This window comes from Candidatus Zixiibacteriota bacterium, assembly GCA_040756055.1.
Lineage (GTDB): Bacteria > Zixibacteria > MSB-5A5 > GN15 > FEB-12.
The window spans coordinates 1-26,290 of the sequence record JBFLZR010000001.1 but is presented as its reverse complement, the minus strand read 5'-3'; the positions used below and the strand labels follow the sequence as shown (position 1 = coordinate 26,290).

32 protein-coding genes and 1 tRNA gene are annotated in these 26,290 nt (G+C 51.8%); 26 read left to right on the top strand and 7 right to left on the bottom strand.

What is annotated here, in order from left to right; genetic code table 11:
• Positions 1-266 precede the first annotated feature (266 nt).
• From AB1483_00165 to AB1483_00105, 13 genes are all read left to right on the top strand, one after another.
• Complete coding sequence (locus AB1483_00165; protein MEW6410865.1) at positions 267-896, top strand: RNA polymerase sigma factor; 630 nt, start codon at positions 267-269, stop codon at positions 894-896.
• 246 nt (positions 897-1,142) lie between these two features.
• Complete coding sequence (locus AB1483_00160) at positions 1,143-2,144, top strand: HAMP domain-containing sensor histidine kinase (GenBank protein ID MEW6410864.1); 1,002 nt, start codon at positions 1,143-1,145, stop codon at positions 2,142-2,144.
• Entirely contained in the window at positions 2,122-2,835 is a 714-nt protein-coding gene (locus AB1483_00155) for a response regulator transcription factor (protein MEW6410863.1), read from the top strand. The genes AB1483_00160 and AB1483_00155 overlap by 23 nt, the downstream gene beginning before the upstream one ends.
• A gap of 134 nt (positions 2,836-2,969) precedes the next feature.
• Positions 2,970-3,542 carry an aminoacyl-tRNA hydrolase gene (pth, locus tag AB1483_00150; protein ID MEW6410862.1) on the top strand — a complete coding sequence of 191 codons (573 nt, stop codon included), beginning with the start codon at positions 2,970-2,972 and terminating at the stop codon, positions 3,540-3,542.
• Between the two features lie 64 nt (positions 3,543-3,606).
• Positions 3,607-4,095: a 30S ribosomal protein S6 gene (gene rpsF, locus AB1483_00145; protein ID MEW6410861.1), complete on the top strand. Its 489-nt coding sequence runs from the start codon at positions 3,607-3,609 to the stop codon at positions 4,093-4,095.
• Between the two features lie 81 nt (positions 4,096-4,176).
• Positions 4,177-4,404: a 30S ribosomal protein S18 gene (gene rpsR, locus AB1483_00140; GenBank protein ID MEW6410860.1), complete on the top strand. Its 228-nt coding sequence runs from the start codon at positions 4,177-4,179 to the stop codon at positions 4,402-4,404.
• 67 nt (positions 4,405-4,471) lie between these two features.
• Entirely contained in the window at positions 4,472-5,434 is a 963-nt protein-coding gene (locus tag AB1483_00135; protein ID MEW6410859.1) for a DUF2232 domain-containing protein, read from the top strand.
• Between the two features lie 33 nt (positions 5,435-5,467).
• Positions 5,468-5,914, top strand: a complete 447-nt coding sequence (rplI, locus tag AB1483_00130; GenBank protein ID MEW6410858.1) for a 50S ribosomal protein L9 — start codon at positions 5,468-5,470, stop codon at positions 5,912-5,914.
• A gap of 2 nt (positions 5,915-5,916) precedes the next feature.
• Positions 5,917-6,411, top strand: a complete 495-nt coding sequence (locus AB1483_00125) for a bifunctional nuclease family protein (GenBank protein MEW6410857.1) — start codon at positions 5,917-5,919, stop codon at positions 6,409-6,411.
• Between the two features lies 1 nt (position 6,412).
• On the top strand, positions 6,413-8,215 hold the full coding sequence (locus AB1483_00120; GenBank protein MEW6410856.1) for a penicillin-binding protein activator: 1,803 nt from the start codon (positions 6,413-6,415) through the stop codon (positions 8,213-8,215).
• Between the two features lie 76 nt (positions 8,216-8,291).
• Positions 8,292-8,498, top strand: coding sequence for a hypothetical protein (locus AB1483_00115; GenBank protein MEW6410855.1), 207 nt, complete (start codon positions 8,292-8,294; stop codon positions 8,496-8,498).
• A 13-nt stretch (positions 8,499-8,511) separates the two neighbouring features.
• The gene (locus AB1483_00110) at positions 8,512-9,009 is read left to right on the top strand and encodes a hypothetical protein (protein MEW6410854.1); all 498 of its coding nucleotides are present in this window, start codon (positions 8,512-8,514) and stop codon (positions 9,007-9,009) included.
• Positions 9,006-9,476, top strand: coding sequence for a hypothetical protein (locus AB1483_00105; GenBank protein MEW6410853.1), 471 nt, complete (start codon positions 9,006-9,008; stop codon positions 9,474-9,476). Before AB1483_00110 ends, AB1483_00105 begins: the two co-directional genes overlap by 4 nt.
• Before the next feature lie 228 nt (positions 9,477-9,704).
• On the opposite strand, the gene gyrB is transcribed toward AB1483_00105, so the two are convergent.
• The 6 genes from gyrB to AB1483_00075 all read right to left on the bottom strand — a co-directional run bounded on the left by gyrB (position 9,705) and on the right by AB1483_00075 (position 14,339).
• Complete coding sequence (gyrB, locus tag AB1483_00100) at positions 9,705-11,645, bottom strand: DNA topoisomerase (ATP-hydrolyzing) subunit B (GenBank protein ID MEW6410852.1); 1,941 nt, start codon at positions 11,643-11,645, stop codon at positions 9,705-9,707.
• A complete protein-coding gene (locus AB1483_00095) occupies positions 11,635-11,997 on the bottom strand; it encodes a DUF721 domain-containing protein (protein ID MEW6410851.1) in 363 nt (120 codons plus the stop codon). The genes gyrB and AB1483_00095 overlap by 11 nt, the downstream gene beginning before the upstream one ends.
• 229 nt (positions 11,998-12,226) lie before the next feature.
• Positions 12,227-12,910 carry a head GIN domain-containing protein gene (locus tag AB1483_00090; protein MEW6410850.1) on the bottom strand — a complete coding sequence of 228 codons (684 nt, stop codon included), beginning with the start codon at positions 12,908-12,910 and terminating at the stop codon, positions 12,227-12,229.
• A 212-nt stretch (positions 12,911-13,122) separates the two neighbouring features.
• Positions 13,123-13,575: a hypothetical protein gene (locus tag AB1483_00085; protein ID MEW6410849.1), complete on the bottom strand. Its 453-nt coding sequence runs from the start codon at positions 13,573-13,575 to the stop codon at positions 13,123-13,125.
• Between the two features lie 208 nt (positions 13,576-13,783).
• Positions 13,784-14,119 (bottom strand): hypothetical protein, encoded by a 336-nt coding sequence (locus tag AB1483_00080; protein MEW6410848.1) that lies wholly within the window; start codon positions 14,117-14,119, stop codon positions 13,784-13,786.
• The gene (locus tag AB1483_00075; protein ID MEW6410847.1) at positions 14,106-14,339 is read right to left on the bottom strand and encodes a hypothetical protein; all 234 of its coding nucleotides are present in this window, start codon (positions 14,337-14,339) and stop codon (positions 14,106-14,108) included. Before AB1483_00075 ends, AB1483_00080 begins: the two co-directional genes overlap by 14 nt.
• 803 nt (positions 14,340-15,142) lie before the next feature.
• Between AB1483_00075 and lepB the strand changes: the two genes are divergently transcribed.
• The 9 genes from lepB (at position 15,143) to AB1483_00030 (ending at position 22,633) form a co-directional block, all read left to right on the top strand.
• Positions 15,143-15,868, top strand: a complete 726-nt coding sequence (lepB, locus tag AB1483_00070) for a signal peptidase I (protein MEW6410846.1) — start codon at positions 15,143-15,145, stop codon at positions 15,866-15,868.
• A gap of 3 nt (positions 15,869-15,871) precedes the next feature.
• Positions 15,872-17,011 carry a radical SAM family heme chaperone HemW gene (gene hemW, locus AB1483_00065; GenBank protein MEW6410845.1) on the top strand — a complete coding sequence of 380 codons (1,140 nt, stop codon included), beginning with the start codon at positions 15,872-15,874 and terminating at the stop codon, positions 17,009-17,011.
• A 457-nt stretch (positions 17,012-17,468) separates the two neighbouring features.
• Positions 17,469-17,945 carry a tRNA adenosine(34) deaminase TadA gene (gene tadA, locus AB1483_00060; GenBank protein ID MEW6410844.1) on the top strand — a complete coding sequence of 159 codons (477 nt, stop codon included), beginning with the start codon at positions 17,469-17,471 and terminating at the stop codon, positions 17,943-17,945.
• On the top strand, positions 17,942-18,415 hold the full coding sequence (locus AB1483_00055; protein MEW6410843.1) for a hypothetical protein: 474 nt from the start codon (positions 17,942-17,944) through the stop codon (positions 18,413-18,415). Before tadA ends, AB1483_00055 begins: the two co-directional genes overlap by 4 nt.
• Positions 18,396-18,908, top strand: coding sequence for a hypothetical protein (locus AB1483_00050; protein MEW6410842.1), 513 nt, complete (start codon positions 18,396-18,398; stop codon positions 18,906-18,908). Before AB1483_00055 ends, AB1483_00050 begins: the two co-directional genes overlap by 20 nt.
• Before the next feature lie 868 nt (positions 18,909-19,776).
• Positions 19,777-19,861 (top strand) — tRNA-Ser (locus AB1483_00045).
• A 181-nt stretch (positions 19,862-20,042) separates the two neighbouring features.
• Complete coding sequence (locus AB1483_00040) at positions 20,043-20,522, top strand: ribonuclease E inhibitor RraB (protein MEW6410841.1); 480 nt, start codon at positions 20,043-20,045, stop codon at positions 20,520-20,522.
• A 202-nt stretch (positions 20,523-20,724) separates the two neighbouring features.
• Positions 20,725-21,777, top strand: a complete 1,053-nt coding sequence (locus AB1483_00035; protein MEW6410840.1) for a hypothetical protein — start codon at positions 20,725-20,727, stop codon at positions 21,775-21,777.
• 403 nt (positions 21,778-22,180) lie between these two features.
• A complete protein-coding gene (locus tag AB1483_00030; protein ID MEW6410839.1) occupies positions 22,181-22,633 on the top strand; it encodes a fasciclin domain-containing protein in 453 nt (150 codons plus the stop codon).
• Positions 22,634-22,821: 188 nt separating this feature from the next.
• On the opposite strand, the gene AB1483_00025 is transcribed toward AB1483_00030, so the two are convergent.
• Positions 22,822-23,226 (bottom strand): nuclear transport factor 2 family protein, encoded by a 405-nt coding sequence (locus tag AB1483_00025; protein MEW6410838.1) that lies wholly within the window; start codon positions 23,224-23,226, stop codon positions 22,822-22,824.
• A gap of 168 nt (positions 23,227-23,394) precedes the next feature.
• Here AB1483_00025 and AB1483_00020 point away from each other — a divergent pair, with 168 nt between their 5' ends.
• From AB1483_00020 to AB1483_00005, 4 genes are all read left to right on the top strand, one after another.
• On the top strand, positions 23,395-24,087 hold the full coding sequence (locus tag AB1483_00020) for a DUF2461 domain-containing protein (protein MEW6410837.1): 693 nt from the start codon (positions 23,395-23,397) through the stop codon (positions 24,085-24,087).
• Between the two features lie 72 nt (positions 24,088-24,159).
• Entirely contained in the window at positions 24,160-24,552 is a 393-nt protein-coding gene (locus AB1483_00015; protein ID MEW6410836.1) for a hypothetical protein, read from the top strand.
• 286 nt (positions 24,553-24,838) lie between these two features.
• Positions 24,839-25,384, top strand: coding sequence for an RNA polymerase sigma factor (locus AB1483_00010; protein ID MEW6410835.1), 546 nt, complete (start codon positions 24,839-24,841; stop codon positions 25,382-25,384).
• On the top strand, positions 25,381-26,070 hold the full coding sequence (locus tag AB1483_00005) for a zf-HC2 domain-containing protein (GenBank protein MEW6410834.1): 690 nt from the start codon (positions 25,381-25,383) through the stop codon (positions 26,068-26,070). Before AB1483_00010 ends, AB1483_00005 begins: the two co-directional genes overlap by 4 nt.
• The last annotated feature ends 220 nt before the right edge of the window (positions 26,071-26,290 follow it).

The window sequence follows — 26,290 nt, the reverse complement described above, 5'->3', positions numbered from 1 at the left end:
GCCTTTTTGTTTTTCAATACGAAGATTTCCCGCTGATGGCCGGCCCCCGACCTATCTTATTGCCAAACAAACGATTTGCGCAATGTCCGAAAATACGCTCAGAACGGAACAACTCCCTAAACAAAATTTAAGCAAAAAGCGGACAAAAAAGACTTGCGGAGTCGATTATCGCAGTGCAACTTGATAATCAACTCAAACGTGAAAAGAAATCGGAACACATGTGCTCGGTGCTCTGTTTTCAAAGTAACAAAGCTCAGGTTGGGAAAGTGAAAAAACACAACACCAAAATTAAATCCACGGTCCTACCCAACAATGATGACGATGAACAGGATGTAAAGAGGCTCGTTGCCGAAATCAAGAAAGGCAACAAGCTCGCCTTTACGGAACTGGTCAACCGTTATCGCAGCCAGGTTGCCGCGCTCGCCTACAAGATGGTTAACGATTACGACGAGGCGGCGGATATAGCTCAGATCGTTTTTGTCAAGATGTCGAACAACATCTGGCGGTACGATGAGAGCAAGAAATTTTACACCTGGTTGTACCGGATAACGGTGAATGCGGCTATCGATTACATTCGCAAGCACAGGCGTCACCGTCATGAGCCTCTCGAGAATTTCCGGGAATCTATCGAGAACATTAACGCGGATCCGGAGTTCCATTTCCGCCGGCAGCAGATAAGCGGTTACATCTCCGAGGCCACGAAGTCGCTTAACGACAAGCAGCGCTCCGCGTTCATCCTGCGTGATGTCGAGGGGTGCAAGATTGACGATGTGGCCAACATCATGAACATGCCCGAGGCTACTGTGCGGTGGTATCTGCATCGCGCCCGCAGCAAGGTGCGCAAGGAGCTGATGCGCAATTGCCCGCAGTTGCTGCTCATGCTCGGTATCAAATAGCCGCAACAAAAATCGCCATCTCTTCAAAGGACGTGATTGGGCGGGTTCAGTCTCTTCGTATGGATGTCGTACCCTGCGGCTGGTTTAGCCGCAATATTTCCTTAATCGGCGTCCGTACTGACAGACACAGGTGCGCTCAATCGTGCACATGTCCGCCGCAATTAGCCGTTTTTCCCGCGCTCCGAAATAGGTTGGACGGCAGGGCGAAATTGTATAAATTACGACAACCGGGAGCATAGTTGCAGCATGTTAAGATTTGAAATAACCCCCAAAAGGGCGCTGGTACTGTTCATTGCCATGACTGTTACACTCGTGGCGCTGGCGGTCTGGTGGATAGTCTTCATGGCGCGGCTGGTGGATGAAAAGGTCCAGATGGCGATTGAACTGGGAGCCACGCAGGAGTTTGTCGACCATATCCACGAGCAGGAAATCGGCCGCCAGATCATGGTAGGTCTGGAAGGCTTGTTTATGCTGGTCCTGGTCGGTTTCGGCGCCTGGCTGATCTACCGTGCTCTGGTTAGAGCCGATGAACTGAAGTACCAGCAACAGAATTTCCTCATGGCTGTGACGCACGAGCTCAAGACCCCGCTGGCGTCGATGAAGATATATCTCGACAGTCTCGAATCGACGAAGATTCCACAGGATAAGAAAGCCTCGATAGTTCCGCGTTTGAAGATGGATGCCAATCGGCTGGAGAAGCTCGTGGAAAATGTGCTGGAAGCGGGACGTTTCGAGCGGAGCGGCTTTCATCTCAGCAGAGAAATATTCAATTTCAGTAAACTGGTCGATGAATGTATTGCCACTCTGAGCAAGTACCCGTCGGAGACGGCGGTGACTGTCCGCAGGGGAAGTTTCGATGAGAGGGTCATGGTTTATGGCGATCGGTCGGCGCTCAAGCGCGCCATAGATGCCGTAATGGAGAACTCCGTCAAATACAACGACAAAGACTCCATTGAGGTCGATGTCAGCCTGAAGCGAAACGACGGCAAAGCGTGCCTTCAGATCTCAGATAACGGTGTCGGTCTTTCCCGAAAGGATGCCGCCCGCGTGTTTGAACGGTTCTTTCGCGCGGAAGCAGACATAAATCACAGTGTGCCCGGCAGCGGGCTGGGTTTGTATCTCTGTCGCGAGATTGTCGTGGCTCATGGTGGCCGAATTGCGGTTCATTCGGAGGGACCCGGCAGCGGCGCGAGGTTCGATATAGAATTGAAAGTGGAGACATCCGATGAAAAGAATACTGCTCGTTGAGGATGACCCCAATCTGGCCGATGGTCTTCTGATGAATCTCGAAGCCGATGGCTATGAAGTCGTTCACATTGAACACGGTCGTCAGGCCCTCGATGAATTTCAACGAGGAAATTACGACCTTGTTCTGCTGGATATAATGCTTCCGGGCATGGACGGGCTGACAATCTGCAAGAATATCCGAGACTCGGGTTCGACGGTTCCCATCCTGTTTATCACGGCGCGGGACCAAACCGAACAGAAAGTCGAAGGGCTGTTGGCCGGTGGTGATGACTACATCACCAAGCCCTTCGATGTCGGTGAACTTATGGCGAGAATCCAGGGCATATTCCGTCGCCAGGCCTGGCTGGCATCGGGCGAATCGGCTCCGGATCGTTTCGAATTCGATGGGCGCAGTATTGATTTCAAGATCTACGAAGCGAAAGGCCCATCGGGTTCGTACGACCTCACCCGGAAGGAATGCATGGTGATGAAATACCTCGTGGAGCGGACAAACGAGGTCGTCAGTCGTGATCAGCTTCTTGACGCTGTCTGGGGATATCATATCTATCCAACCAACAGAACCATAGACAACTTCATATTGAAGCTGCGCAAGGTGTTTGAAGACGATCCGGGAGACCCGAAATATATCGAAACCGTCCGCGGCGTTGGCTACCGTTTTACACTGGGTAAGCCCGGAAACGGCCGGAAATGAGTAGATCGGCGGGAGTGAGAAGCTTAAGAGCTTGATTTGTATAGACTTGTCTCTCACGGTCGGGCCATAATAGTGCTTGACTTATATCAGGCATTCATTATAATATTCGCCTGCCGGATGAACGGCTACAACTAATGTTGTCACTTGTACTTGGGTTAGGGAACATCGGCGAACGTTACAGAAACAGTCGCCACAATCTTGGATTCCGGGTAGTTGAGCGGCTGATTGGGTCCGATGTTCACAGCTGTGGCCGTGAAGCCTGCGAGTTTCGCTGGTTCGAAAAGAAAGTAGGATCGGCTAAAATTATTCTGGCTATGCCGAAAACGTATATGAATCGTTCCGGCCTGGCCGCAAGCGCTCTTTTACAAGAGAATGACCTTGGTCCCGCTCAGATGCTGGTTGTCGTTGACGATATCAACCTGCCGCTGGGAAAAATCAGGCTGCGTTCATCGGGGACCGATGGCGGGCACAACGGCCTGGCATCGATCATTGAAGAGTTGCAGACGGAGGACTTTCCTCGTCTTCGGCTCGGAATAGGTCCGTTGCCGGAGCATGCCGACCAGGTCGAATTTGTTTTAGGAGATTTCGAGAAGAGCGAAATTGAGATTGTCGAAAACATGATCATCACCGCGTCAGAGGCAGTGCTGGTGGCTATCAAGCACGGGCTTGACGAGGCGATGTCACAATATAACCAAAACCCTGCTTAGCCGGAACCGATATCCCCGGCTGGGCCGTTTAACCTCTAACCAACGTCCGTAGGGAGGATATTGAATGAACCTTTACGAGACAACTTTTATCATCAACCCGCAGACTGACGACGCGACGATCGACCGTCATGTCCGTTCAGTCGCTGACCTTATCACCACCAACGGTGGCGCGATCAAGTTCGAAGATCACATGGGGACGCGTCGTCTCGCATATGAAATTCAGGGCTTGAATCAGGGCTATTACGCCAGCTTCATTTTCGACGCGCCGACCTCGCTGATGCGGAAACTGGACCGGCATTTCAAACTCAACGAATCTTATATCCGGTATCTCACTGTTCGGTTCGAAGGAGACCTTGAGAAGCTCTTGCAGCGCATGGATTATGACGCCTCCGGTTCCGAAGGGCGGACCGAGTCCTCCGGTGAGCAGAAGTCTTCCAGACCGGAAACTCAGCGACAAGTCGCGGAATCGTCTTCTAAGGACGAACAGGAAGCGCAGTCTGACGCGGCGGGCTTAAGCGACGAACCCCAGCAGCAGGATGAGAAGGAGCTGTAAGGTGTTTCGACTCCGGGGATGGCCCCAGTGGTTGTACCCGGTAGTTATGGTGATGTAAACTAACAATTGAGGATTTACAATATGCCGGTAGTAAGAGGCAAAAAGATCTGTCGCTTTTGCGAGAACAAGATCAACTACGTAAACTATAAGGATGAAAGAATCCTTAAGCGTTTTACCAATGAGCGGGGTAAAATCATTCCCCGACGTATCTCGGGAAACTGTGCCATGCACCAGAGGAAAGTGACTACGGCCATCAAGCGTGGTCGGATTCTCGCAATCGTGGCCTTTGAGAGTGAATCATACAGATAACGAAACTTTAGACAACAGTACCGGGCTGACCGCCTCGTCGCCGGATTTGGGGCGAGAGGCATATTTGATGGCGGCTTCTATCGTTTTTTACCCGGTTCTGGCGGGGTTGGCCCTGAGTTCACCAGGCGCTGTGGCGATGGCAGCCAGTACTTTTGCGTATATGCTTTCCATTTACACGGTATATGGCATTGCTCGATTCGCCTCCGCGGGGCGTAATTACCTGCTCTGGGGCGTGGCTGCAGTGGCGCTCATAGCCGGGTATCTCATTACCGGCGTCGGCGCACTCTGGCCGCTCATAACGGCTTTCAGTCTGATTCTGTTTGCCGGTGTGATTGCCGGACGGATGACAGCCGCCGGAAGCAGGCCCTTTCGGGTCTACCTGACCGGCCTCGCCGTAGCGGTACTGTTCGCTGTGGTTCATTATGCTCCCCAGTTCAGACCGATGATGACGGCTGTTTCCGAATGGACCGAAACGTTCGTCGAAGAGATTACCCGGGGGCTTATCAACCTCGGGTACGGAGCCGACGCGGTTCGGCAGAATATGCAAAGCACGAAAGAGATGTTGAAAGCGGTGGTGCGCGTCATACCGGCGATGCTGATTCTAAGCGCGGTACTTCCTTATTCCATCGGCTACCTTGTATTCGCTTATCGCGAGGGTCGAAAAGGTGGCGCTGCCGAAAAGCTGACCGTCTTTGAGCGCTGGAAGATGCCGTTTGCGGTGATGCCGGTGGTCATTGTTGCCGTGTTGCTGAGGCTGTTGAGCTCCGGTACCATCGCTCTGGTGGCCGACAACATTCTGGCGTGCCTGGCATTTTACTATGTCATCACGGGCCTGGCTCTGATGGAGTATTACCTGCGGAGGTATCTTCCCAATTTTCTGCGGGTTATGTTCTATATTTCGTTTTTTATATCCCAGTTTATCGGGCTGCTGTTTTCCGCTATCATGCTGCTGATTATTGCCTTGCTGGGATTTATTGACAGCTTTCTCGATTGGAGAAAAGTTCAGCAGTTGAGTTTGGAAGAGAAATAACGTATTTTATAAAGTCGATTGAAAGGAATTGTTATGAAAGTGATTCTACGCGAGGATGTGCCGGATCTGGGTCGCGCCGGACAGACAATTGAAGTCAAGGCCGGATTCGGCCGCAACTATCTGATTCCGCGCAATCTGGCAATCCCGGCCACCAGAGCCAACTTGAAGGCTGTTGGTGAAATAAATAAGCAGAAAGAATTGGCCGATCGCAAACGCCGTCGCGAAGCCGAGGTCATCAAAGACCGCATTGAAAAACTGGAACTGTCGACCGAGGTACTCGTGGGCGAAGACGAAAAGTTGTTCGGTTCAGTGACATCGTCGGATATCGCGGAACTGCTCGAAAAGCAAAATGTTCTCGTAGATAAGAGGGCTATTTTGCTCGAGGCGCCGATCAAGGTTCTCGGCGTGTACACCGTGCCTGTCAAAATAGACAAGGATATTGCCGCTAATCTTAAGCTCTGGGTTGTTAAGAAGTCGTAACGATGAAGATGCTTGAAGCGAAAGTAGAAGGTCTTGCTCTGGATATGACCACCAATTCCCCGGTTGTTATCCTGGCTCCCGACGGTCTCAACAAGGTGCTGCCGATCTGGATCGGTCACGCCGAGGCGTGGGGCATTGCTATGGAACTATCGGGGGTGAAATCCAAGCGACCCCTCACCTACGATTTGCTTAAGGAAGTTATCGGTACCCTCCATGCCAGGGTGGAACGAGTGGAAATAACCGAGCTCAAGGAGCAGACGTTTTACGCCCGGATCCATCTTTCGGTGAATGGAGAGAACCTTGAAATCGATGCCCGGCCCTCGGATTCTATCGCACTGGCCCTTAAAGTGAAAGCGCAGATCTACGTCAACGAGGAGCTTTTCAGCATCAACGAAGACGAATCCGCTGAAAAGCCTTCGATGCCGACCGATCCGGAATCGTTGAGGGAGAGGCTCAGAAGAATTAACCCGGAAGATTTTGGGAAGTATTCACTTTAGGATGTCCACAGGCTATTACAGGTTTGCCGTATCGCTAATTCTCGCTCTTGTCCTGACGCTCAGTGTCGCCGCGGAGGATATCGAAGATTCTCCGGAGGCGGTGTCGCTTTATGCCAAAGGCAAGCGACTGCTTCGGGAGAATAACTGGTTCGATGCCGCCAATGTCTTCGGTGAGCTTGAAACACGCTTCCCCGGCTCTCCCAACCTGGACCTGTTCGTATTCAATCGGGCGAAGGCCCGGCTTTATCTGGGCGAGTACAGCGAGGCCGCGGCCGGATTCAATCACTTTGTAACGAGATTTACCAATTCATCTTTTTTACCGTATGCCTATTATTTCCTCGGAGACGCCCTTTATCTCGGCGGCGATGTAAACCGTTCGATTCGGTCCTATCTGACGGCATATGAAATGTCGCGCTCCAAAGAGCTCGATGATCTCTTGCTGGCTTCACTTACGGGGGCGTTTCGCAGCGCGAACTCCGTCAATTTGAGTGAGGCCGACTTTGAGGATCTGCCAAAGGACAGAGCCTGCGCTCTCATCAAACCGCTTGCCGACATACACGTTCAGCGCGGCGAGCTGGGGCGAGCCGGGGAGTTGATGTCGATCTGCGGCGAGCAGCTCGATGTTACACAGCAGCCCGGTGCGGCTCAATTGCCCGATAAGCGACTTGAGATAGCGCTGGTGCTGCCGATGTCCGGCGAATTGCAGAATTTCGGGCAGGAGATTTACAACGGCGCTGTCATAGCGGCCGAGCTTTATCGCGAGGAGACGGGACGCCGTCTGAAACTGACACCTTACGATACCAAAGGAGACCCGGTAGAAGCTGCCCGTATAGTGGGAGAACTGTCGCGTGCGACAACGACCGATGTGGTCATAGGTCCGCTCACCAGTGACGAGTCAATGGTCGCCTCGGCGGTGCTGAATTGTTCGTCTTTGCCGCTGATAGCCCCGGCCGCAACCGAGGCCGGACTTACGAAGCTCTCGTCGGTATCGTTTCAACTGGCCCCCAACATCGATCTCCAGGGCGTCACGCTGGCTACCTTTGCCATGCGTAACCTTGGCGCCGATTCGGTGGCGATCATATCATCGACGGCAGATGACCACTTGCGGATGACGCGGGCGTTTGCGGAGCATTTTCGCAAGATGGGCGGTACGGTGGTAGCGACAGAGTATTACCGGTCGCGTGATACGGACTTTGGCGCCTATATAAGGGATATCAAGTCGATCCTCATCGGGCAACATGATGACTCGACATATTACATCAATGCCAACGGTGACACGCTGGACCTGGATATTATTCCCGCCACTGTGGACTGTCTGTTTTTGCCCGGCGACTCAAGACAGTTGAGACAACTTTTGCCGCAGATAAATTTCTATAACCTCAATGGTCAGTATCTCGGGTCGGATGGTTGGGGTGATGACGCCGTTTACAAGCTGGGCGATAATATCACCAAGGGGGCTGTGTTCAGTTCTCCTTTCCTCGAAGGACGTCAGTCCGACCAGTACCTCAAACTGGCGGTCGCATATGACAGCCGTTATGGTAGTCGCCCGTCAAGATTGTCGGCGCTCGGTTACGATGCCGTCACGCTGGTGACAATGGCTGCCGGCGCAGGCGCCACCGGTCGTGACGAGATTCTAAACCGCCTCGCCGCGGTCAGCGAGTATGAAGGCGCTTCCGGCCGGGTCTCATTCGGCGAGCACAGAGAAAATACCGAAATGCCGCTCTATCGAATCGAGTCTGAGCGGGCGGTTCTGCTGTCAGGTCGTCAGGATATTTCCGACGATGCCACCTCCAGCGGTCCGTAATCGACAGATGTATTTCACCGGTTGTGCTCGTCCTGAACAGGAGCACGGCCGCAAACCTTTAGCCCGGGATTTCAATATGGAAGAGAAAAGAGTAGCGCTGAAGATGATAATCGACGGTAAAGAGAAAGATATTTCTTTCGAAGAGCTGGCTTTATCCAATAATCTGGCGCAGGAAGCTTTGGTGCGGGTGCTTATCGACAAGAAGCTAATAACGCCAAAGGAGCTGCTCGAGATGATGGAGACGGTCAAGAAGGAGCGCTACCGTCACATCGAAGATAAGTGAGCAGATGACGGCGATGTCCGAAGTTGATCGCGAAAACCCTCAACCGGCCGGGATGTCTTCGGGTGACGAAGGCGAGGTGCTTCAGTGGACAACTCATCCTTTGCGTCGCAGACCTCTCGCGGCGGTTCTTGTGACGGTGTTCATCCTGATGGTGGGTTTTCTCGTGTACGCGTCGACCGAATCAAAGGCCTTCGGCACGCTGGCTCTGGTGGTGCTTTTCGCTTCGCTGGCAAAATTCTACCTGCCCACCCGATACCTTCTCTCGGACAAATGCATAAAAGTCAAGACCACCACTCAGACTATCCGGAAGAACTGGTCGCAGTTTCGCAGCTACTATCCCGATAGGAACGGTGTTTTGATGTCACCTTTCCTGCAGCCATCGCGGCTTGAGAATTTTCGCGGCATCTATCTTATCTTCGACAATAATCGCGACGAGGTAATCGCGTTCATCAAAAAGCGCATAGGCCAGAGCGGCAAAGAAGATGTGCCGGTGAAAGAGAGCGACAAATGAGTCTGTTCAAGGGCAGCTCGGGACTTCCCGACCCTGATAAAAATCTGCTTGGCGAGGAAGAAGACGCGGTACTGGATAAGCTGGCGCGCAAAGCGGTGGAGCGAGGCATGTCGGTTCCGGCAATTCTCTTTCTGGAGTCCATAAAGCCCCTGAATTTTATCGCCTCTCAGGTGATGGTCTTCTTTGAGCCGATCATTCAGACGGTTTTCAACTTCAAAGACTACAATTCGCTTCGCAGCGCGCTGGAGAAGCGCGAATCGGTCGAGATTCTACTTTTGAAGATCGAGAAATATGACGCCGTCACACTCGCCCGCGAGAAGCGAATCAAGGCCTACATGAAAGATGTCAAGAAGGACTGGACCTGGTATCAGAAATATCTGGGAATTTTCCTTCCGAAAGTCAAAATACCCGAGGAAGTTCTCAACCCCCCTGACGAACCCGGCGAGTCGGAGCCGGACCACAAGTAACCCCCCGGATGCGCGTGGGATTTTGGCGAATACATGTCGATGTGAAAATTAAAGGCGGCCTCTCTAAAAAGGGGCCGCCTCTTTTGTAATAGGAGTAGAGGGAGATTGCTCCTGGTTATCTATCAGTCACTGTTTGCTCTGCATAACACCCGCTGTCTTAGGAAAGTTGCAAAAAAGAAGCCGCCGTTTACATGCGGCGGCTCGTGGCACAATGTCACTCTATTTTGATCAGATATCCAAATTCCTTACGTATCGGGCATTTTCCTGTATGAACTGCGAGCGCGGTTCAGTCTCGCTGCCCATCAAAATCGTAAACAGGTGATCCGCTTCCGCGGCGTCATCGAGAGTAATCCGCAGCAGTGTCCGGGTTTCTGGATCCATAGTGGTTTTCCAGAGCTGTTCGGCGTTCATTTCGCCCAACCCCTTGTATCGCTGGATGGATACTCCCGATGATGGCATGTTCTTGAGCAGTTTGTCTTTCTCTTCATCGTTGTAGGCGTACTGTTCGGTCTTGCCGTGCTTGAGACGATACAGCGGCGGCTGCGCAATATAGATATACCCCTGATCGATAAGGTCGCGCATGTATCTGAAGAAGAAAGTTAGAATCAGGGTGCGTATGTGCGCGCCGTCGATATCAGCGTCGGTCATGATCACGATTTTGTGATAGCGAACCCTGGAGGCATCGAAATCATCGCCGACACCGCATCCCAGCGCCGTGATAAGCGCGCGGACTTCGTTGTTGGATAGAATTTTGTCGATACGTGCTTTTTCGACATTGAGAATCTTGCCCCTCAGCGGCAGGATGGCCTGGTAGCGACGGTCACGACCCTGCTTGGCGGATCCGCCCGCCGAGTCACCCTCGACTATATAGATTTCGCACTCCTCTGGATCGGTTAATGAGCAGTCGGCGAGTTTTCCCGGTAGAGCGGCGGTGTCAAGAGCGGTTTTGCGTCTGGTCAGCTCCTTGGCCTTGCGCGCGGCTTCACGGGCCGTGGCGGCCTGCACGAGTTTTTCGACGATCTTTTTACCTACCGATGGGTTTTCTTCGAGGTAGGAGCCGAGATGGTCGTTGGTGATCATCTCGACAATTCCTTTTACTTCGGAGTTGCCCAGCTTTGTTTTCGTCTGACCCTCGAATTGTGGGTCGCGCACTCTTATCGACACCACCGCCGCCAGACCTTCTTTGCTGTCGTCACCGACCAGACTGATACCGTTCTTCTTGACAAGATTGTACTTGGCCGAATAGTTGTTAATGGAACGCGTCAGCGCCGTTCTGAAACCGGTCAGGTGTGTGCCGCCTTCGATGGTATTGATATTATTGACGTACGAATAAACGGATTCCGAATAACCATCGTTGTACTGAAGCGCTACTTCCACTTCAACATCTTCCCGACTGCCCTTGAAGTGAATGGGCTTTTTGAACAGGGCCATTTTGTTCTCGTTGATGTACTCTACAAAAGATGACAGCCCACCCTTGTATGCGAACGATACGGTTTTGTCCACGCGATGGTCGATGAGGTCTATGGCCAGTCCCTGATTGAGAAAGGCCAATTCTCTCAGTCGGGACGCGATGATATCGAACTTGAATTCAATCTTGCTGAAGATTTCACTGTCGGGGTAAAAGCACGTTTTTGTGCCTGACTTTTTGTGTTTGCCTGTTTTCTTTACGTTTTCTTTCGGGATGCCGCGAACATACTCCTGGCGGTACACGTCGCCATCCCGGAACACTTCAACCCAGCACCATTCGGATAGGGCGTTTACCACCGAGACTCCGACACCGTGCAGACCACCCGAGACTTTGTAGCTCTCGTGATCGAATTTGCCGCCGGCGTGCAGAGTCGTCATCACCACCTCCAGAGCGGATTTCTTCTGCTCCGGGTGCATTTCCACCGGGATACCGCGGCCGTTGTCGGTGACGGTGACGGATCCATCCTTGCCTATCTCAACAATAATCTGCGTGCAGTAGCCGGCCATGGCCTCATCGACCGAATTGTCGACCACTTCATACACCATGTGATGCAGTCCGCGTTGACCGGTATCGCCGATATACATGGAGGGACGGCGACGAACGGCCTCCAGTCCCTGCAGCACTTTGATGGTAGTAGCATCGTACTTGTGACCGACGAGGGTATCGTTATCCGTCTTGGCTTTATCCACGTTAGTAGCCATTCTTATCAGTCCCTTTCCTGCCCTGAATCAGTCGAATCTGTTTGACCGATGTTCCGTACGGGTAGCTGTGAATTTCTTTTAACAGTTCATCCAATCTCATCGCAAGTTCCTGACGCCACGCTGAGTCGCGCACCGCGACCGACAGACATCCATCTTCGTAACTCTCCGCAACAGCTTGTCGTGCGATCGACGGGCCGACGATTTTGGACCAGTTGGCCACGACCATCCAGCCATTATAGTCCCTGCCCAGCCCGAGTGATTTTACAACTGAGGCCAGCACGCCGGATATCGCTTTGGGGCAGCGTTTTGAGTCGGTGTTTTCTCTTTTGAACTGTTTAAACTTCTCGTTCATTTCTCGTTTTCTGTCTTGTGGAAAAATAGCCGTTTTTAAATCGTTTGGCAAGCAAAAAACACAATCTATCTTGTTGTAAATAAATGGCTTATGGTGAGTTTTTGGCCTGTTTTTTGAGGACTTGAGGAACAGTCAAATGAGGGGTGACGGCGGGCTTTAAGAAGCCCGCCGCCACAGGAGTGCTGCTGTGCTCAGCAGACGAGATAGTATGAAGTCGAGGGAGTGGTCTTCATTTCTTGCGGATGCTTCCGGACCCGGATACATGCCTCGACACATGTTGCGGATCGCCGTAATACTGGATATCGCCGCTGCCTGAAACGCGCCCCGTCAGGCTTTCAGAAGCATAAACTTTGACATCACCGGAGCCACTGACCTTGATATAAGCATCCTGGGCCATCAGATCACGCAGATCAACATCGCCCGACCCCGACACTTTAATTTCCACTTCGCCAACCGCGCCTTCGGCTCTCATGTCTCCCGATCCCGAAACCTCGTATTCGAACGCATCGCCCTTGAGGTCATACACCTCCACATCGCCGCTGCCAGATATCTTGACGGCCCTTAGCTCGGGAATGTGTATCTCAATGCGGCAATCGCGTCTTGTGCGGAAGGTCTCTTCACAGAAAATGTCGAGTGTTTTGCCGTGCACTCTGGTCTCTACGAGGTCTATCAAGTTGTCGTCGAAAGTGATCGTCACTTCCTGCTTGGAGCCGACATAAACGTAAATATCAAACGACCCGGAGGATTCAATCCTCGTGAATTCACCGAGGTCGCGGGTCTGAGTAACGATCTCACCGGATCCATCGATACAATCACGCCCCCGGAGAATACTCCAGATGTTGTCGGCGGAAACTGATGTGGCAAGCAAGATGATCAGGCTCAGCAGAAAAAAGGTTCTTTTGGTCTTTGTCATACCTTTTGTATCACCTCTGTAATGATTGCAAAGCAGCAGTATGTTTTGGATTACGTCGGTTAAAACGAAAAGTTGCGCAAGCCACAACAAATGCCCCGATAAACGGGGATTTGAAGCGTACGGGCATTTCTGGTGGGAAATTCGGCCCGCTATACGGCGTAAGATAAACCGGCCCGCCGGCTTGAGTATCCGGCGGGCCTGAGTTTGGAAGGCTATGGTTCGTAGGTCACGTATTCGACCGATTTCAGCTTCTTGCGCTTGGGGTGTTTGACCGAGGGTATGAAAAAGTCGGGACCTTCGCGTCGCCGCATACGGACCGTATAGTCCTGGCAGGCCTGGCAGCGACGGATGCTCCCCAGAGCCTCTCTTTTTATCCTGCGTCGTTTGGTGTGATTGGGTGCATAGACAGGATGCTCGACTATCTCGTAGCCCTTTTGGGGATCGTTGTCATCGATGAATCTCGCCCCGGCTTTGATTTCATCGGTGCCATCCTCGTAGAGTGTGGCTCCCGGGCACTCGATGAATACATATTCATCGTCTTCTTTTTCTTCGATAAAAAGTCGGGTGTACTGCAGGTCTTTACTGTTGCAGTTCGGGCACAGCCTGATGCCCTTTTCGAGGACGAGTCTGCGTCCGCAGTGAATGCAGGTATTGTCGCTTTGCATAACGTACCGCCTCCGTTGATTCCCCGGCATTCCATGTTTAGCGAGGGAAAGCTTTTCGATTAGTTTCACAGATTACAATTGCAAGGATGTTGCCGAGCGCGCGATTTTAGCGTAACATGCTGACACACAAAACGATAGGGCCCGCGCCGGGAAGACGTCGGGCCCTGATAATATCGTCAATTATGGGATTTTACAAACAGGTGTGGGATTAGCCCTTAAACAGCAAAACCAAAGAGCAACAGGTAACCGTCACAGGGAGCAACGAAGTGAACGAATAAGGCACAAAGAAAGTACCGAGAAAGGCGAGAGCCAGTGACGGCACGACAACATACTTGAGCGTGGAAAAGGTGATTTTTGCCAGCTTGGCGGCTACCAGAAGGATTAAGGCGGCGACTACCACGTAAGCAGCATAGAGCCCGTTTTGTCCGAAGTGTTCCACGATAACACGCTGGACCGAGCCGACCACGCCGGAATACTCATCGATTCTCCGGGCAGCATCGTCGGCGAGAGCTTTCGCCTGCATTAACAGATCACCATTCGACATTTTGGTCCTCTTCCAGCGGCTCGATCATCAGCGAGGATTCGCCGACGCGGGTTAGACCTTCCATCCTGGTCGTCAGGAAGTTTTTAGAGGTAATCCACTTGTGAGAGAGCTCCAGGATTTCTTCCTGGTTTATATCAGTCTCCCAATCGAGTATCACCTGATCTATCTTGCGGTCATTGATCTCTACATCATCCATGGTGAGAACGAACTTCACTTTCATAACGTACCGTCCTGCTGAAGTGTTTTCAAACTGTTCACTCTGACAAATTGCAAGACGAGTGCCATTATTGGGGTGTATGTTGACGGGTAATTGCAAGTTGTTTAATAGCAACAGATTTACCTGATAATTGTGCGGTTAATGAACAGCACGGAACGATTTTCCCATAGCTCTGAAAGGCTGTTTTTGGTGGAGGGAGCCAATAGTCTGTTGGCAATAAAAACCCCGGCCGGAGGTGCCCGAACCGGGGATTCGTATTACACACATTTTTCTCTGTACAGCCCCAATTATGCCAACCTGGGTGTTCGATCAGTTGGGGGAATTAAGGATGTACTTTTCGGCTTAAGAGTTTTTTTCGAGGATGCCCACGCCCGTCTCAAACTCCCTGAGACTGCGGTGGACAGTACTCCACATATTAGCAGCCCTCCATGTTTTAAGGTTCCCTCAGGCGGTTTGTACTAAAGACGGTGAGGAGAAGTCAAAAATGCAAAATTTTGTGCTTCCGGGTCGGCCGCGGTATATTCGGCTTTCGGACAACATGCTGCGGAAGCCTCTCGTCAAAGTATACAATGATTATATTGGCCCGCGTGGTGGCTGTCAAGGACAAAGGGAATACCGATTTTGCCTTGGAAACGGACCAAGTGCCCGTAAGATTCAGTGCCGGGCAGACAGGTTGCCAAAACGGCGCCGGCCGACCTAGGGCGGGTTTTTGGCTTTATATAAGTTGCCGTTTGGCCTATATTTACCGTAAAATTGTAGTCCCCCGTGCTAAAGTATTGCGGGGTTAAACCGATAACTTTAATCGTATGGATCAGGACTTCCTAATTCAGGATATAACCAAAGCTGAGCGCGACGAGCATGTCAGCAAAGTACTCAACCAGAAAGAGCGCAAGCCGCTCTGGAGAGAGTACCTCGAGACCGCTATCATCGCGCTGGTTGCCGCGCTGGTTCTGCGCATATTCGTGGTATCCGCCTACCGGGTGAGTTCGGCCTCGATGGAAGATTGCCTCTTCGAAGGCGACTATATCTTCGTCAACAAGATGGCCTACGATTTCGGCAGCGATCCGAAAGTCGGGGATATAATTGTATTCAAATATCCCAACAACCCGGAGAAGGAATACATCAAGCGAATCGTGGCGATGGAGACCCAGTTCGTGGAGGTGGCCGATAAAATCGTCTATGTCGATGAGGAAGTCGCCCCTATACCTCCCCACGTCAAGCACATCGACAAACGGATTATCCCCGGGGATCTTTCTTTCCGGGATAATTTCGGGCCGTATGAGGTGCCGATCGACGGGTATTTCGTGATGGGCGACAACCGCGATGACAGCCGCGACAGCCGGTTCTGGGGGGCGGTGCCCCGCGAGAACATAATCGGCAAAGCGGTTTTCGTGTACTGGTCATGGACACCGGACGCAAGCGCCCCTGGTTGGGAGTTCCCGTACATTGTCGACGCTATCCAATGGATAGGCTTCGGGCTTTTCAATTTCCCGTCGCACATCCGCTGGGAGCGCCTCGGCACTTCGCTATAATCGATGCCTTTTTCTCTCTATCTACATTTTCCGTTTTGCAAGAACCGTTGCTCCTATTGCGATTTCTATAAAGAGCTTTATGAACCATCGCATGAGTCGCGTTTCTTCGATGCCCTCGAGATCGAAACCCGTTTGGCCCTGGATCAAATCGCCGGGCGCGAGCGAACGATCAGCACTATCTTTGTCGGCGGCGGGACGCCATCGCTGGTAAATATCGAACGGTTCTCCCGGTGGCTCGATATCGTTCGAGGGGAGTGCACCCTTGCCGATGATCTCGAGTTCTCGATCGAAACCAATCCCGAATCGGTCAGCCTGGAAACGCTCGAGTCGCTCAAGAGGCTCGGCGTGAACCGTCCGGTCTTCGGCATTCAGTCGTTCAACCGCAAACTTCTCAAGCTGCTCGGACGCGAGCACGATCCGCACGACAGCCAGCGCGCGATTTATTTTGCCAACGCTCTGGATTTTCCGACATTCGGTGTCGACCTCATTTTCGGTCTGCCGCGACAGACCAGCCGGATGCTTTCGGATGATCTCGATCAGCTTATCGATCTCGACCCGCCGCACATATCGCTTTACCAGCTCACGGTGGAGCCGGGCACGCCGCTGGCCGGAATGGTCGATGCCGAAGCGGTGCAGATGCCGGATCAGGAACTGATGCTGGCGATGTACCGCGGCGGATGCGAAAGGTTCAAACAGGCCGGGTACACCCGCTACGAGGTATCATCGTTTGCCAAACCGGGCCACGAGTGCCGTCACAATTTACAGTACTGGCTGGGCGGCGACTATCTCGGCCTGGGACCATCGGCGCATTCATTCATTAACGGCACGCGGTTTATGAACCGCTCGAACCTCGGAGAGTATATCGAACTGCTCACCGTCGGAAAGCTTCCGCGCGAGATCGACCAATCCGGGCTCGAGCAGCGGATGGTCGAGGCGATCATGCTCGGTCTTCGCACGAGCGAGGGAATCAGCCGGTCGCAATTTTCGGAGCGGTTCGGGGTGGCGCTCGAAACGAAGCTGAACCGCCGTCAATACGAGATGCTGGTGGAATCCGGACATCTCATTCCCGACAAAGGGAAACTTCGTCTCTCCGACGAGGGGATTCTTCTGGCTGACGAGATCACGCGGCGCTTGATTGAGTAGGGTCCGATGACGGGCAGATGAGGACATCTGCCGCGCACAGAAAAAAGGTGTTACCTATGTGCTGAGTCTATTCTGTTACCTATCTAGCGAAACGTTCACAGCTTGGACAATTTCCCACCTGCCGCTGACGCTCTAGGTGGGGTACAGGTGTATATCAGGCTCAAACAAGCCTGATGGCGGGTTCGAAGACGGACCCGCCCTACAAGGCCAGATGTTCTTTCTTCATGTAGGGGTTCAAAATTTTGAACCCCTACAAAGCATTCGGTTAATCAGGCCCAAACAAGTTTGAGCCTGCCACCCGGAAAACCCAAGAGGGTGGGCCGCCGGATGCGGGTTCGAATCATCCGAAGGCGGACAGGGACAGACCCGCCCACAATAGTACACGCAAACGAAGACGTCATTGGTCCCGCACAAAAAAACGTTGTTACAAAAGCCAAACAGTCTATATTGCTCCCGTATGAATCCTGAGAAATATCCGCAGTTTATGGCGATCGCGCTTCGCGAGGCACAGGAAGCTTTCGAGAAAGGGGAAGTTCCGGTCGGGGCGATTGTGGTGTTCGAGGATCGTGTGATTGGGCGCGGTTTCAACCAGACCGAGAGTTTCCACGATGCTACCTCGCACGCGGAGATAATAGCGCTGTCGGCGGCATACAACCATTTCGGCGACTGGCGTTTGGAGAACTGCATCTTGTTCTCGACCCTGGAGCCGTGCGCCATGTGCGCCGGAGCGGCCATCTTGTCGCGAATCAAGACAATCGTGTTCGGGGCGCACGACCCGAAATTCGGAGCCTGCGGCTCGATTTTTAATCTTCCGTCCGACAAAAGGCTGAACCATAATATCGAAATAGTCAGCGGCGTGCTTTCAGATGAAGTGTCCGCGCTGATGAAAGATTTTTTCCGGCAGGTCAGAAACAACAAGGAGAATATCAATTGATAGTGTGGGACGAAAAAAAGCAGGCGTGGTTCGGCAAAATCCGAATGATAGCGGTGGCCATGCTCGTCGTCGCGCCCATTATCTATCTGGGGATGACCTATGTTATAAAGGCGGCGGGCCAGCAGGGCGGGCAGATCGAGATGATGTTTTATATTCTTCTGGCCGTGGCCATTATCGAGCCGGCGATGGCGATATTTATCGAACGATTCCAGATCAGCAGTTTCAAGGCGAGCCAACAGTCGCAGATGACGCCGGACAATGTCTTTTTCACGATGAGCGTTATCAAGTTCGCGTTTGTCGAGATGAGTTATCTTTTCGGGCTGGTGGTGTATCTTCTGTCGGGCGATAGAGCGAGCATGCTTTACTTTTACCCGATTGGTATCGCCTGGACGTTCGTTTACTGGCCGAAGAAATCGACGTATGAAAGTTTTATTCAAAGGATAGAAAGCAATGTCCCCTATACTGGATGACGAATTTGATCTCAACCGGATCATAATCAAACCGCTGTATCTTGGCCTGGTGGTCAATGTGCTGGTCCCGATGGCTATTTTGCTGGTCTGCTATTTCCTGGACAAAAACCAGAGCTGGTTTAACCGGATCGGCGAGGGCGCCAACACACTTTTCTACGCGATCGTGGCGGTGTCGCTGGCGCAGGCGGCGGTGGCGCTGTGGTGGCGAACCCAGATGATGAAAAAGCCGATGGTGCGGTCGAAAGAGACATTTGAGGATGATCTGGTTCATTCGCTGGTGGCCCGCTCGAAACCGATTTTTTACCTGATCGCCCTGATCGCTTTGTGGGGTTTCGCTTACTTTTATTTCACGGCCCGGTTTGAAGAAACGCTGATGATTGTGCTTTTCTCGTTCGTGGTTTTCCAGGTGGTAAGGCCGCGGTTCGGGTTCGCGCGCAGTCTGATTAAGGCCCAGAAGGAGCTGGTCGAGAAGGGTGTTGTGATCCGCGACTAGGGCCCGTTTTGTGCGTGGTCCCGCGAAGCGCGGGATTCTCATCTGCCTGTTGATAATCGGCCGTATTTTTCTGTCTGCCATTCTGTTACGCCTATTTGGGTTCGTTTCCTTATTCTTCGATGTTGCGTTGGGTCTTGAGCCCCGCCAGGGGATTGTGACCCGACGCAGAGGAGTTCGGATAACCGTCAGGTCACACGCCCTCAACAGGTCGCAAGATCTGACGGAACAAGAGTCGATGATGTTTGGCATACCCTGTCGCGTTTGATTAATCAAACGCCTATGGTTATGCTGTGGAAAATTCACTGTAATCATATATCCGCATTTTACTTACCCGGGTTTGGCTTCGTTTGCTCAGATTTCATATTTTTTCGATTCGATTTTTCGCTCATCGTAGGCTCGCGCCGCGGCGTGAGCCTACGAACGCAGATATCATTGTCGGGCTGTCAGGCCCAAACGAGTTTGAGCCTGCCACCCGAAAAATCCACCGGAAGGGTGGGGTAATCTGGCTGTCAACGTCAGGCCCAAACAGGTTTGAGCCTCCCACCCGGTGTTGTTCAATAAGGTTTCGGCGGTGGTGTTTTGGTGGGAAGTTGTAGGGAAATTGCGGACGTTGGGATGATCCCACAGCCCCGCCAAAGGCGGGGTGGGGAACCGGATTGCTGGTAGGCTCGCGCCGCGGCGTGAGCCTACGAAAGCCTGGTGTCGACAGGTTTTGGAGTTTGAGTCTTTACAAACGGCGGGAATTTCGTACATTTACGTCGGCCCGCTTTGGGCGGGTTGACATGTGGGCGGTCCCGCGAAACGCGGAATCTTCATCTGCCCCTGTTGTGGGCGGTAGATGTCCTCATCTGCCCCTTATATCGATATCGGAGAGGTGGCTGAGTGGTCGAAAGCGGCGGTCTCGAAAACCGTTGTACCTTCGGGTACCTAGGGTTCGAATCCCTACCTCTCCGCTTTAGATAATTTTCATCGTTCGGGGAGATCGGAATTGGTTTCAGCAGCATTTACGTTCAATCGGTTTCTTATCTTCGGGGAAGTAAAAGTTAGAGATCACAGTTTGTGATGTCAAAATGCGCGGAACAAGATATCAAGGGTTCTAAGGTAGTGAAGTTCATAAGGCAGGTGGTACTAACAATGGGATTTTTCTCAGCACTATTTGGATGTGGAAAGCAAGATGAGGCGTCGGACCCCCAGGTGCAGTTGAACGAGACTATCCAACAGCAGGCTAGTGGCGCTCGAGAAGTATTGGCGCAGTTGCGGCAGGCCGGGGTTACAGACCAGATGGAGCGCAAACTCGAGTATTTCTTCTATACCAATACTGAAACAAATGCCTCCGATCTGGCGGCCGCACTGGCGGGCAAGGGATACGCGGGGGCTTATGGTCCCGCGGATGAACAGAGCGGTCTTTTTTTGGTTACGGGCTGGACGACGGACATTCTGATGTCGGACTCGGTAGTTATCGATTGGAGTGCCGAAATGTGTCGGCTTGCATTCGACCACGATTGTCAGTTCGATGGCTGGGGCACATACACGGAGGAATCAGGCGGACCGGAACTTCCCTGGTCAGAGATGACTCTCAAGGAAGTCAAGCGGGATGAATTGAACGAGCAATGATGACTGTGTGGCAGAACCGCTCGCGATTGTAGTCTTTTGTGGAATAGGGTTCTGCCCTACGTCTTCAGTTATTTTGATGAATACAGCATGAAATTTGCCCCTTTGGATAGACACTTCTTTAGTTGAGGAGGTTTACGTGAGTAAGTCTTTCTTTTCACAGCCTTAAATTGTACTGTCAAGAAAGTAAGGGTAACTCTGAAAAATGATAATCGATCTTGAATCTGGCCTGAGAAAGCGTTTTACCGCACTGTATAAGAAATATCGGGTCATAAGTCTGCTCACCGGCGCCTGCGACAATGCTGAGCAAGATGTTATTGACCGGCAGTTTGATACTCTATCGAATCTATCGCGTAACGAGATTCGCCGTCATATGGAGCGCTTAACGGACTTGGTGAGAAATCTTTCTGACCATTATGGGTGGAAAGGCACATCAAATGATATCGAGATGTATCTTAACGAGACAAAAGACAAAAAATCATTGATCCTTTGGGCGAAAAAGACCCATTTACAGAGGCTATTTTCGCGGTACGACAATGCGATGCCCATTTTTGACCGACTTCCTCCGCATGCGCGCATCGGGGTCGATATTCACAATGCTTTTGAGAGGAAGGGGAAGGCTCATTACTTTATAGTTGAGGCCGCATTGTATGAAGATATGACTGCCCTTTGGAACCACACTTCAGAGCTATATGAGTCTTGCGACGAGCAAACGGCAAGTGCCGAGGAGGCGAAACTCCTTCTAAGTCTCATGCGGGCAACCGCTCGGTCAGCTTTCTGTCTCATCGAAGGATACATCAATGGCTTAGGGTGGGACATAGCACTGAGTCAGAAACTCAGTAAGAAGTATCTGACGATCGTGACTGAATGGGATGTTGACAGACAATGTGCCGTGCGCAAAAGTCTCAGAGACAAGCTCCTACTTTATCCAAAAATTGCCATGGGCAAGGAACACCCGCTATTCGACGAAAATAGTTGTATTGATATGAAGGAATTACTCCAATTTGAAAAGAAGTTACGTCACTCGTTGATTCATCCAACACCAATGCCGCAACTTGAGGGTGAGAGCAGCATTTTTCTTCGGGAGTCTGTCTTTCTCAGTCCGTCCGATTTTTCAATGATAGGGGATCTGTGCGACGTAGTGGTCCGCCTCATATCCAAGATAAACGAAGCCCTTGATGGCCTCTATGGTGATGCAGCGTTATGGCTAAAGGTAAGAAATCCCGAAGGATGCTTTCCAACGGACACGTTTGAATGATCTGTGCGCGCAATTGACTGGATTGCCAAATAGATTCGCAGAGGCTCAAGTGTGAATCGTGACGGAAAGATTTCTCGCAAGGCCCGAAATGACAAGCTAGTTGGCTTATCATAGAGGTGGCCATCAAGGGCGTAAGCCCCAGCGCGCCAACAGATCAGGGCGAATCCAAGCCGATTAGTACCGAAAAGGGGAACAAGAACAGTCCAGTTTTGTGTTATAAACGCTAAACCAAATGCAAACAATCGTAACACAATTCTGAGAGGCAAGACAGATGAAACAGCTTTTCGTATTACTCGCCGTTATAGTTTTCGCAGCAGTATCGGCTCAGGCCCATTGCGGCGCGTGCGGTGTGGGCGATGATCACTCCAAAACAGATATGAAAGCCGACAAAGCCAGCGCGTCCATGGATAAAATGACCAAGGATAAAATGGACGATACCAAGAAAATGACAATCGTCGAAACCGCCGCCAGCAATGAAGATTTCTCGATTCTGGTTCAGGCTGTTCAGGCCGCCGGGCTGGAGTCGGCCTTAAACGGCGATGGTCCGTTCACGGTGTTCGCCCCGACCAACAAAGCTTTCGAGGCTCTTCCGAAAGGTACCCTGGAATCACTTCTCAAAGATAAAGAGAAGTTGACATCGATCCTCACTTACCACGTCCTCAACGGCAAAGTGAAAGCCGAACAGGTGGTGGGACTGGATAAGGCCACGACCCTCAACGGTCAGGAAGTGATGATTAAAAAGAAAGACGATGGCGTCAAGATCAACGATGCCTCGGTGGTGGCCACCGATATCGAATGCTCCAACGGAGTGATTCACGTTATCGACCAGGTGATTTTGCCGGAGTCGAAGAGCTAACACAAAAATCATGCTATAGTGTGGAGAGCGGCCGGTCTTTTTGGGATCGGTCGCTTTTTTTTGCACGAAGATCGCGAAGGCAGCTGGAGATGACGGAAAGATGTCGGGTTTGCTCTCACGATTATATTTTTTTGGAATCCGCCGAAGTGCGGGGCAGGTCCGAACCCGACCTTCCGGACGACGTAATGCTACTCCAGCACGCCTTCGCGGCGCATGATAATGCGAATCGGCTCGTTGTCGGCGTAGACCTGCCACTGGCGGATCTTGTCACCATCGATAACCGCCCGCCAGGCGGCCGGGACTTTCCAGAAATTCTCCTTCTTGAGATTGCCGTCGGTGGTAAATGTCCCGAACGCTTCGCCCAGCATGGCCACGATGTTGCCGGATTCGAAAGATTCGGTAACCTCGATCGCGTAGTCAGGGACCATAGTGTAGTAACCGCGCCATCCATCGCGCATGCGTTCTTTTCCCGAGATTTGCTCGCCCATACCATCGATGAACGTGTGGTCATCGGTCATAAGATCATAGAGCGCGTCAACATCGCGTTTGCTGATAGCCTCGGCGAACCTGAGAGCGACCTGTTTGGGGGTCATTTGGGTTTCTCCCGTGAAATTGAGTGTGTTTTTAGATAGGTATAGTTTTTTGGTGTGACCGGTCAAGTGGCGAATGCGGCGCAAATGTGATAAACACCGGTGGTGCCGCTTTTATCTTTCTTGCGGGTGAGAACTTTGGATTAATTGACTCGTAGAAGGGAGCACGGTATGAAAAAGCCTGATATTGTCAGATTCAGCGGATTTTCCAAGCAGACGCTTGAGTTTTTGAAGAATCTCGCGGCCAATAATTCAAAGCCGTGGCTCGAGCGGCACCGCGACGATTATGAAACGCACCTGATGCAGCCGTTGAGGGCGCTGGTGGTGGAGCTGGGAGACCTGATGGTATCGATTGACCCTTATATCGAGACCACTCCGGCGGTCAATAAGACGATATCGAAGATATATCGGGATACGCGATTTTCGCGGGACAAATCTCTTTTCAAGGAAAGCGTGTGGGTTACGTTCAAGCGTCCGGGTAAGGATTGGAAGGATGCGCCGGCGTATTTTTTTGAGTTGTTTTCGGACTGGTATCGATATGGTATGGGCTATTACAGTGCATCGCCGGCGACCATGAGCAGGTTTCGTAACGCCATTAATACAAGACCAAAAGAGTTTGCTAAGGCTATAGCCTTTTATGACGGGCAGAAGACGTTTACTTTGGAGGGAGAGCAGTATCAGAGACTTTTCGATGCGGATAGGCCGGATAGGATCAATTTGTGGTATCAGAAGCGCAGTCTGTATCTGGTTTGTAACAGGAAGGTGAACAAGCGGCTGTTTAGCCGTCGGATTGCCGATGATCTCGCGGATGGTTTCGTGATGTTGGCGCCACTTTATCGTTTTCTTTGGAAACTCAGGTCGTGAGAAAAGCAGGAGCCGCGATTTTATTGAATGCTCGGCGCATTTTTTAGTATATTGGAAAAAGAGGAGCCGGTGATGTTTTGTCCGAAATGCAGATATGAATACGAAGCGGGAGTGGAAGTCTGTCCCGATTGTGATGAACCTCTGGTGGCGTCATTGCCGGTGGAGGATGCGGATGATGGTGAGGGCTATGAAGATTGGGTGCAGCTCGCGCGGTTAACATCGCAACAGTCGGCGGCTATGATTCTGGAGGTGCTTCGCGAGAAAGATATACCGGCGGTGATTTTGTCCGGGGCGGGGCATTTTGGATTGACCGGTCAGATGGGGCCGAGTTCTTATCGCCCGATAGATGGCGCTTATTCGGTGGTTGTTCCGGAAGATTTCGTAGTTGATGCCGATCGGGAGGGACAGGCTATCCTGGGCGAGGAATGGGAGCGATCCCGGCTGGTGGACATAGGGGAGGAGTGACCATTAAATCGGGGAGTTATACGCAAAAGAAACGGCTGTTTCGGAAGCTGGTTGACTTCTTCGCGAGGAGAAGCCGGTCAACGACCTGGTAATGACGCCCCTCCCCGCGAGGCGCCATGCCCTGTAAATCCCGAAACAAGCCGTCGTCACAATTATAGTTTGTCAAGTAAGTCGAATATTACAGGTGATTTAACCGTTTGTGTCGCTATGTCTCGGACGGCCTTATTGACATCGAATTCAGCGGCGTTATATTCTCTTTAAGTTATTGTGTGCAGGAAAGTAAGCAATGGGTGAGCACCTTACGTCATTAGTAATCAAGGCTAAACAAGGGGATAAGACTGCCGAAAAGGAGGTTTTCGAGTATCTTCGAGTAAGATTTGTTCTTCTGGCCAAACGAAGGGTTGGAGGGGAGTATAGCGAGGATATCGCTCAGGACGCCTGTATAACGGTGTTGGAGAAATTGAAAACGGACTCTCCAACAGACATGTTTGAGGCCTGGGCATACCGCATACTCCGGAATAAAATTGGTAACTTTATGCAGAGCAATAGCTTGCGGCAGAAGACGATGATACACTCGGAGCACATGGAATATCTTGACAGGCCATCGATGGATGAGCCGGATCCGACTTTGAAGCGTCGGCTCAGGGACTGTTTGAAGAAGCTTGTCAGATCTTATCCGAGGTATGCCCGGGTACTGAATTTCACTCATCAGGGGTATGACACCGATGAGATTTGTCGGAGGATGGAGCTGAAGTCAAATCATTTGTATGTCATGCTGAATCGGGGCCGCAGGATGCTCGGTGATTGTCTTAGCGGAGGAGACGCGAAGTGAGTGAAGTGAAGTGTACTAACGAAATGGTGGGCAAGTTGAAGCATGCCTACGAGCTTGGGGCGTTGTCGGCGGAGGATACTGAACGGTTTGAGATACACATGTTGGAATGCGAGCGCTGTTTCAGTGAGGTGCGTGAGTTTGAGCAAGCCGCGAACATGATACGGACGGATATGGAGGTTCGTCAGGATGTACGGACGGCCGTAGACAGTCTTTCGCGGCGGCCGTCGATGGTTGGCAGTCTGCTCGGGTATCTTTGGCCCCAGACGCCGTTTGTATTCAAGCCGGCGGTGGCGTTTTTTGTTATGGCTCTTTTGATCTACCCGGCTTACCTGGGCATGAAGGGTTCCGGTGATGGAGCCGGGATGCGTCAGATTCAATCGATAAGTTTGATTCCGACCCGGGCCTCGATGGGGGCGGTATTGAAGGCGTCATCGGGGCAGGACGGGCTGATTTCGTTCGTGTATCCCGGAGCTGAAGTGGGAGAAGCATATCGGCTGGTAATTGAGTCCGAGGATGGAAAGATACTTATGTCGGATGATTCATTCGCCGGCTTTGACGAGTACGAAACGGGTCGAATAGTAATTCCAATAGACAGACTTGGGGAGGGTACTTTCCGGCTGGTAATCAGTAGTGTCAACGCCACTGATAGCCAGAACGAGCAGGTATATGTCTTTGATATAAAGTAACAAGGCGGTACCCGGCCAGCATTCGGACGGGACCGAAGGTGCCACCGCATTTTGAAAGGTGGACTCACATTGCGCAGAAAATCGCTGAGGGCAATTCTCCTCGTTGCCCTTTTCCTTGTTTGCGGCCAGGTTTGGTCGTTTGATCGGGAGGGTCTTTTTGATCAGGCTGAAGCTCTGTCAGTTGCCGGTAATCCGGATTCATCGCTGGTCATTTTCAAAT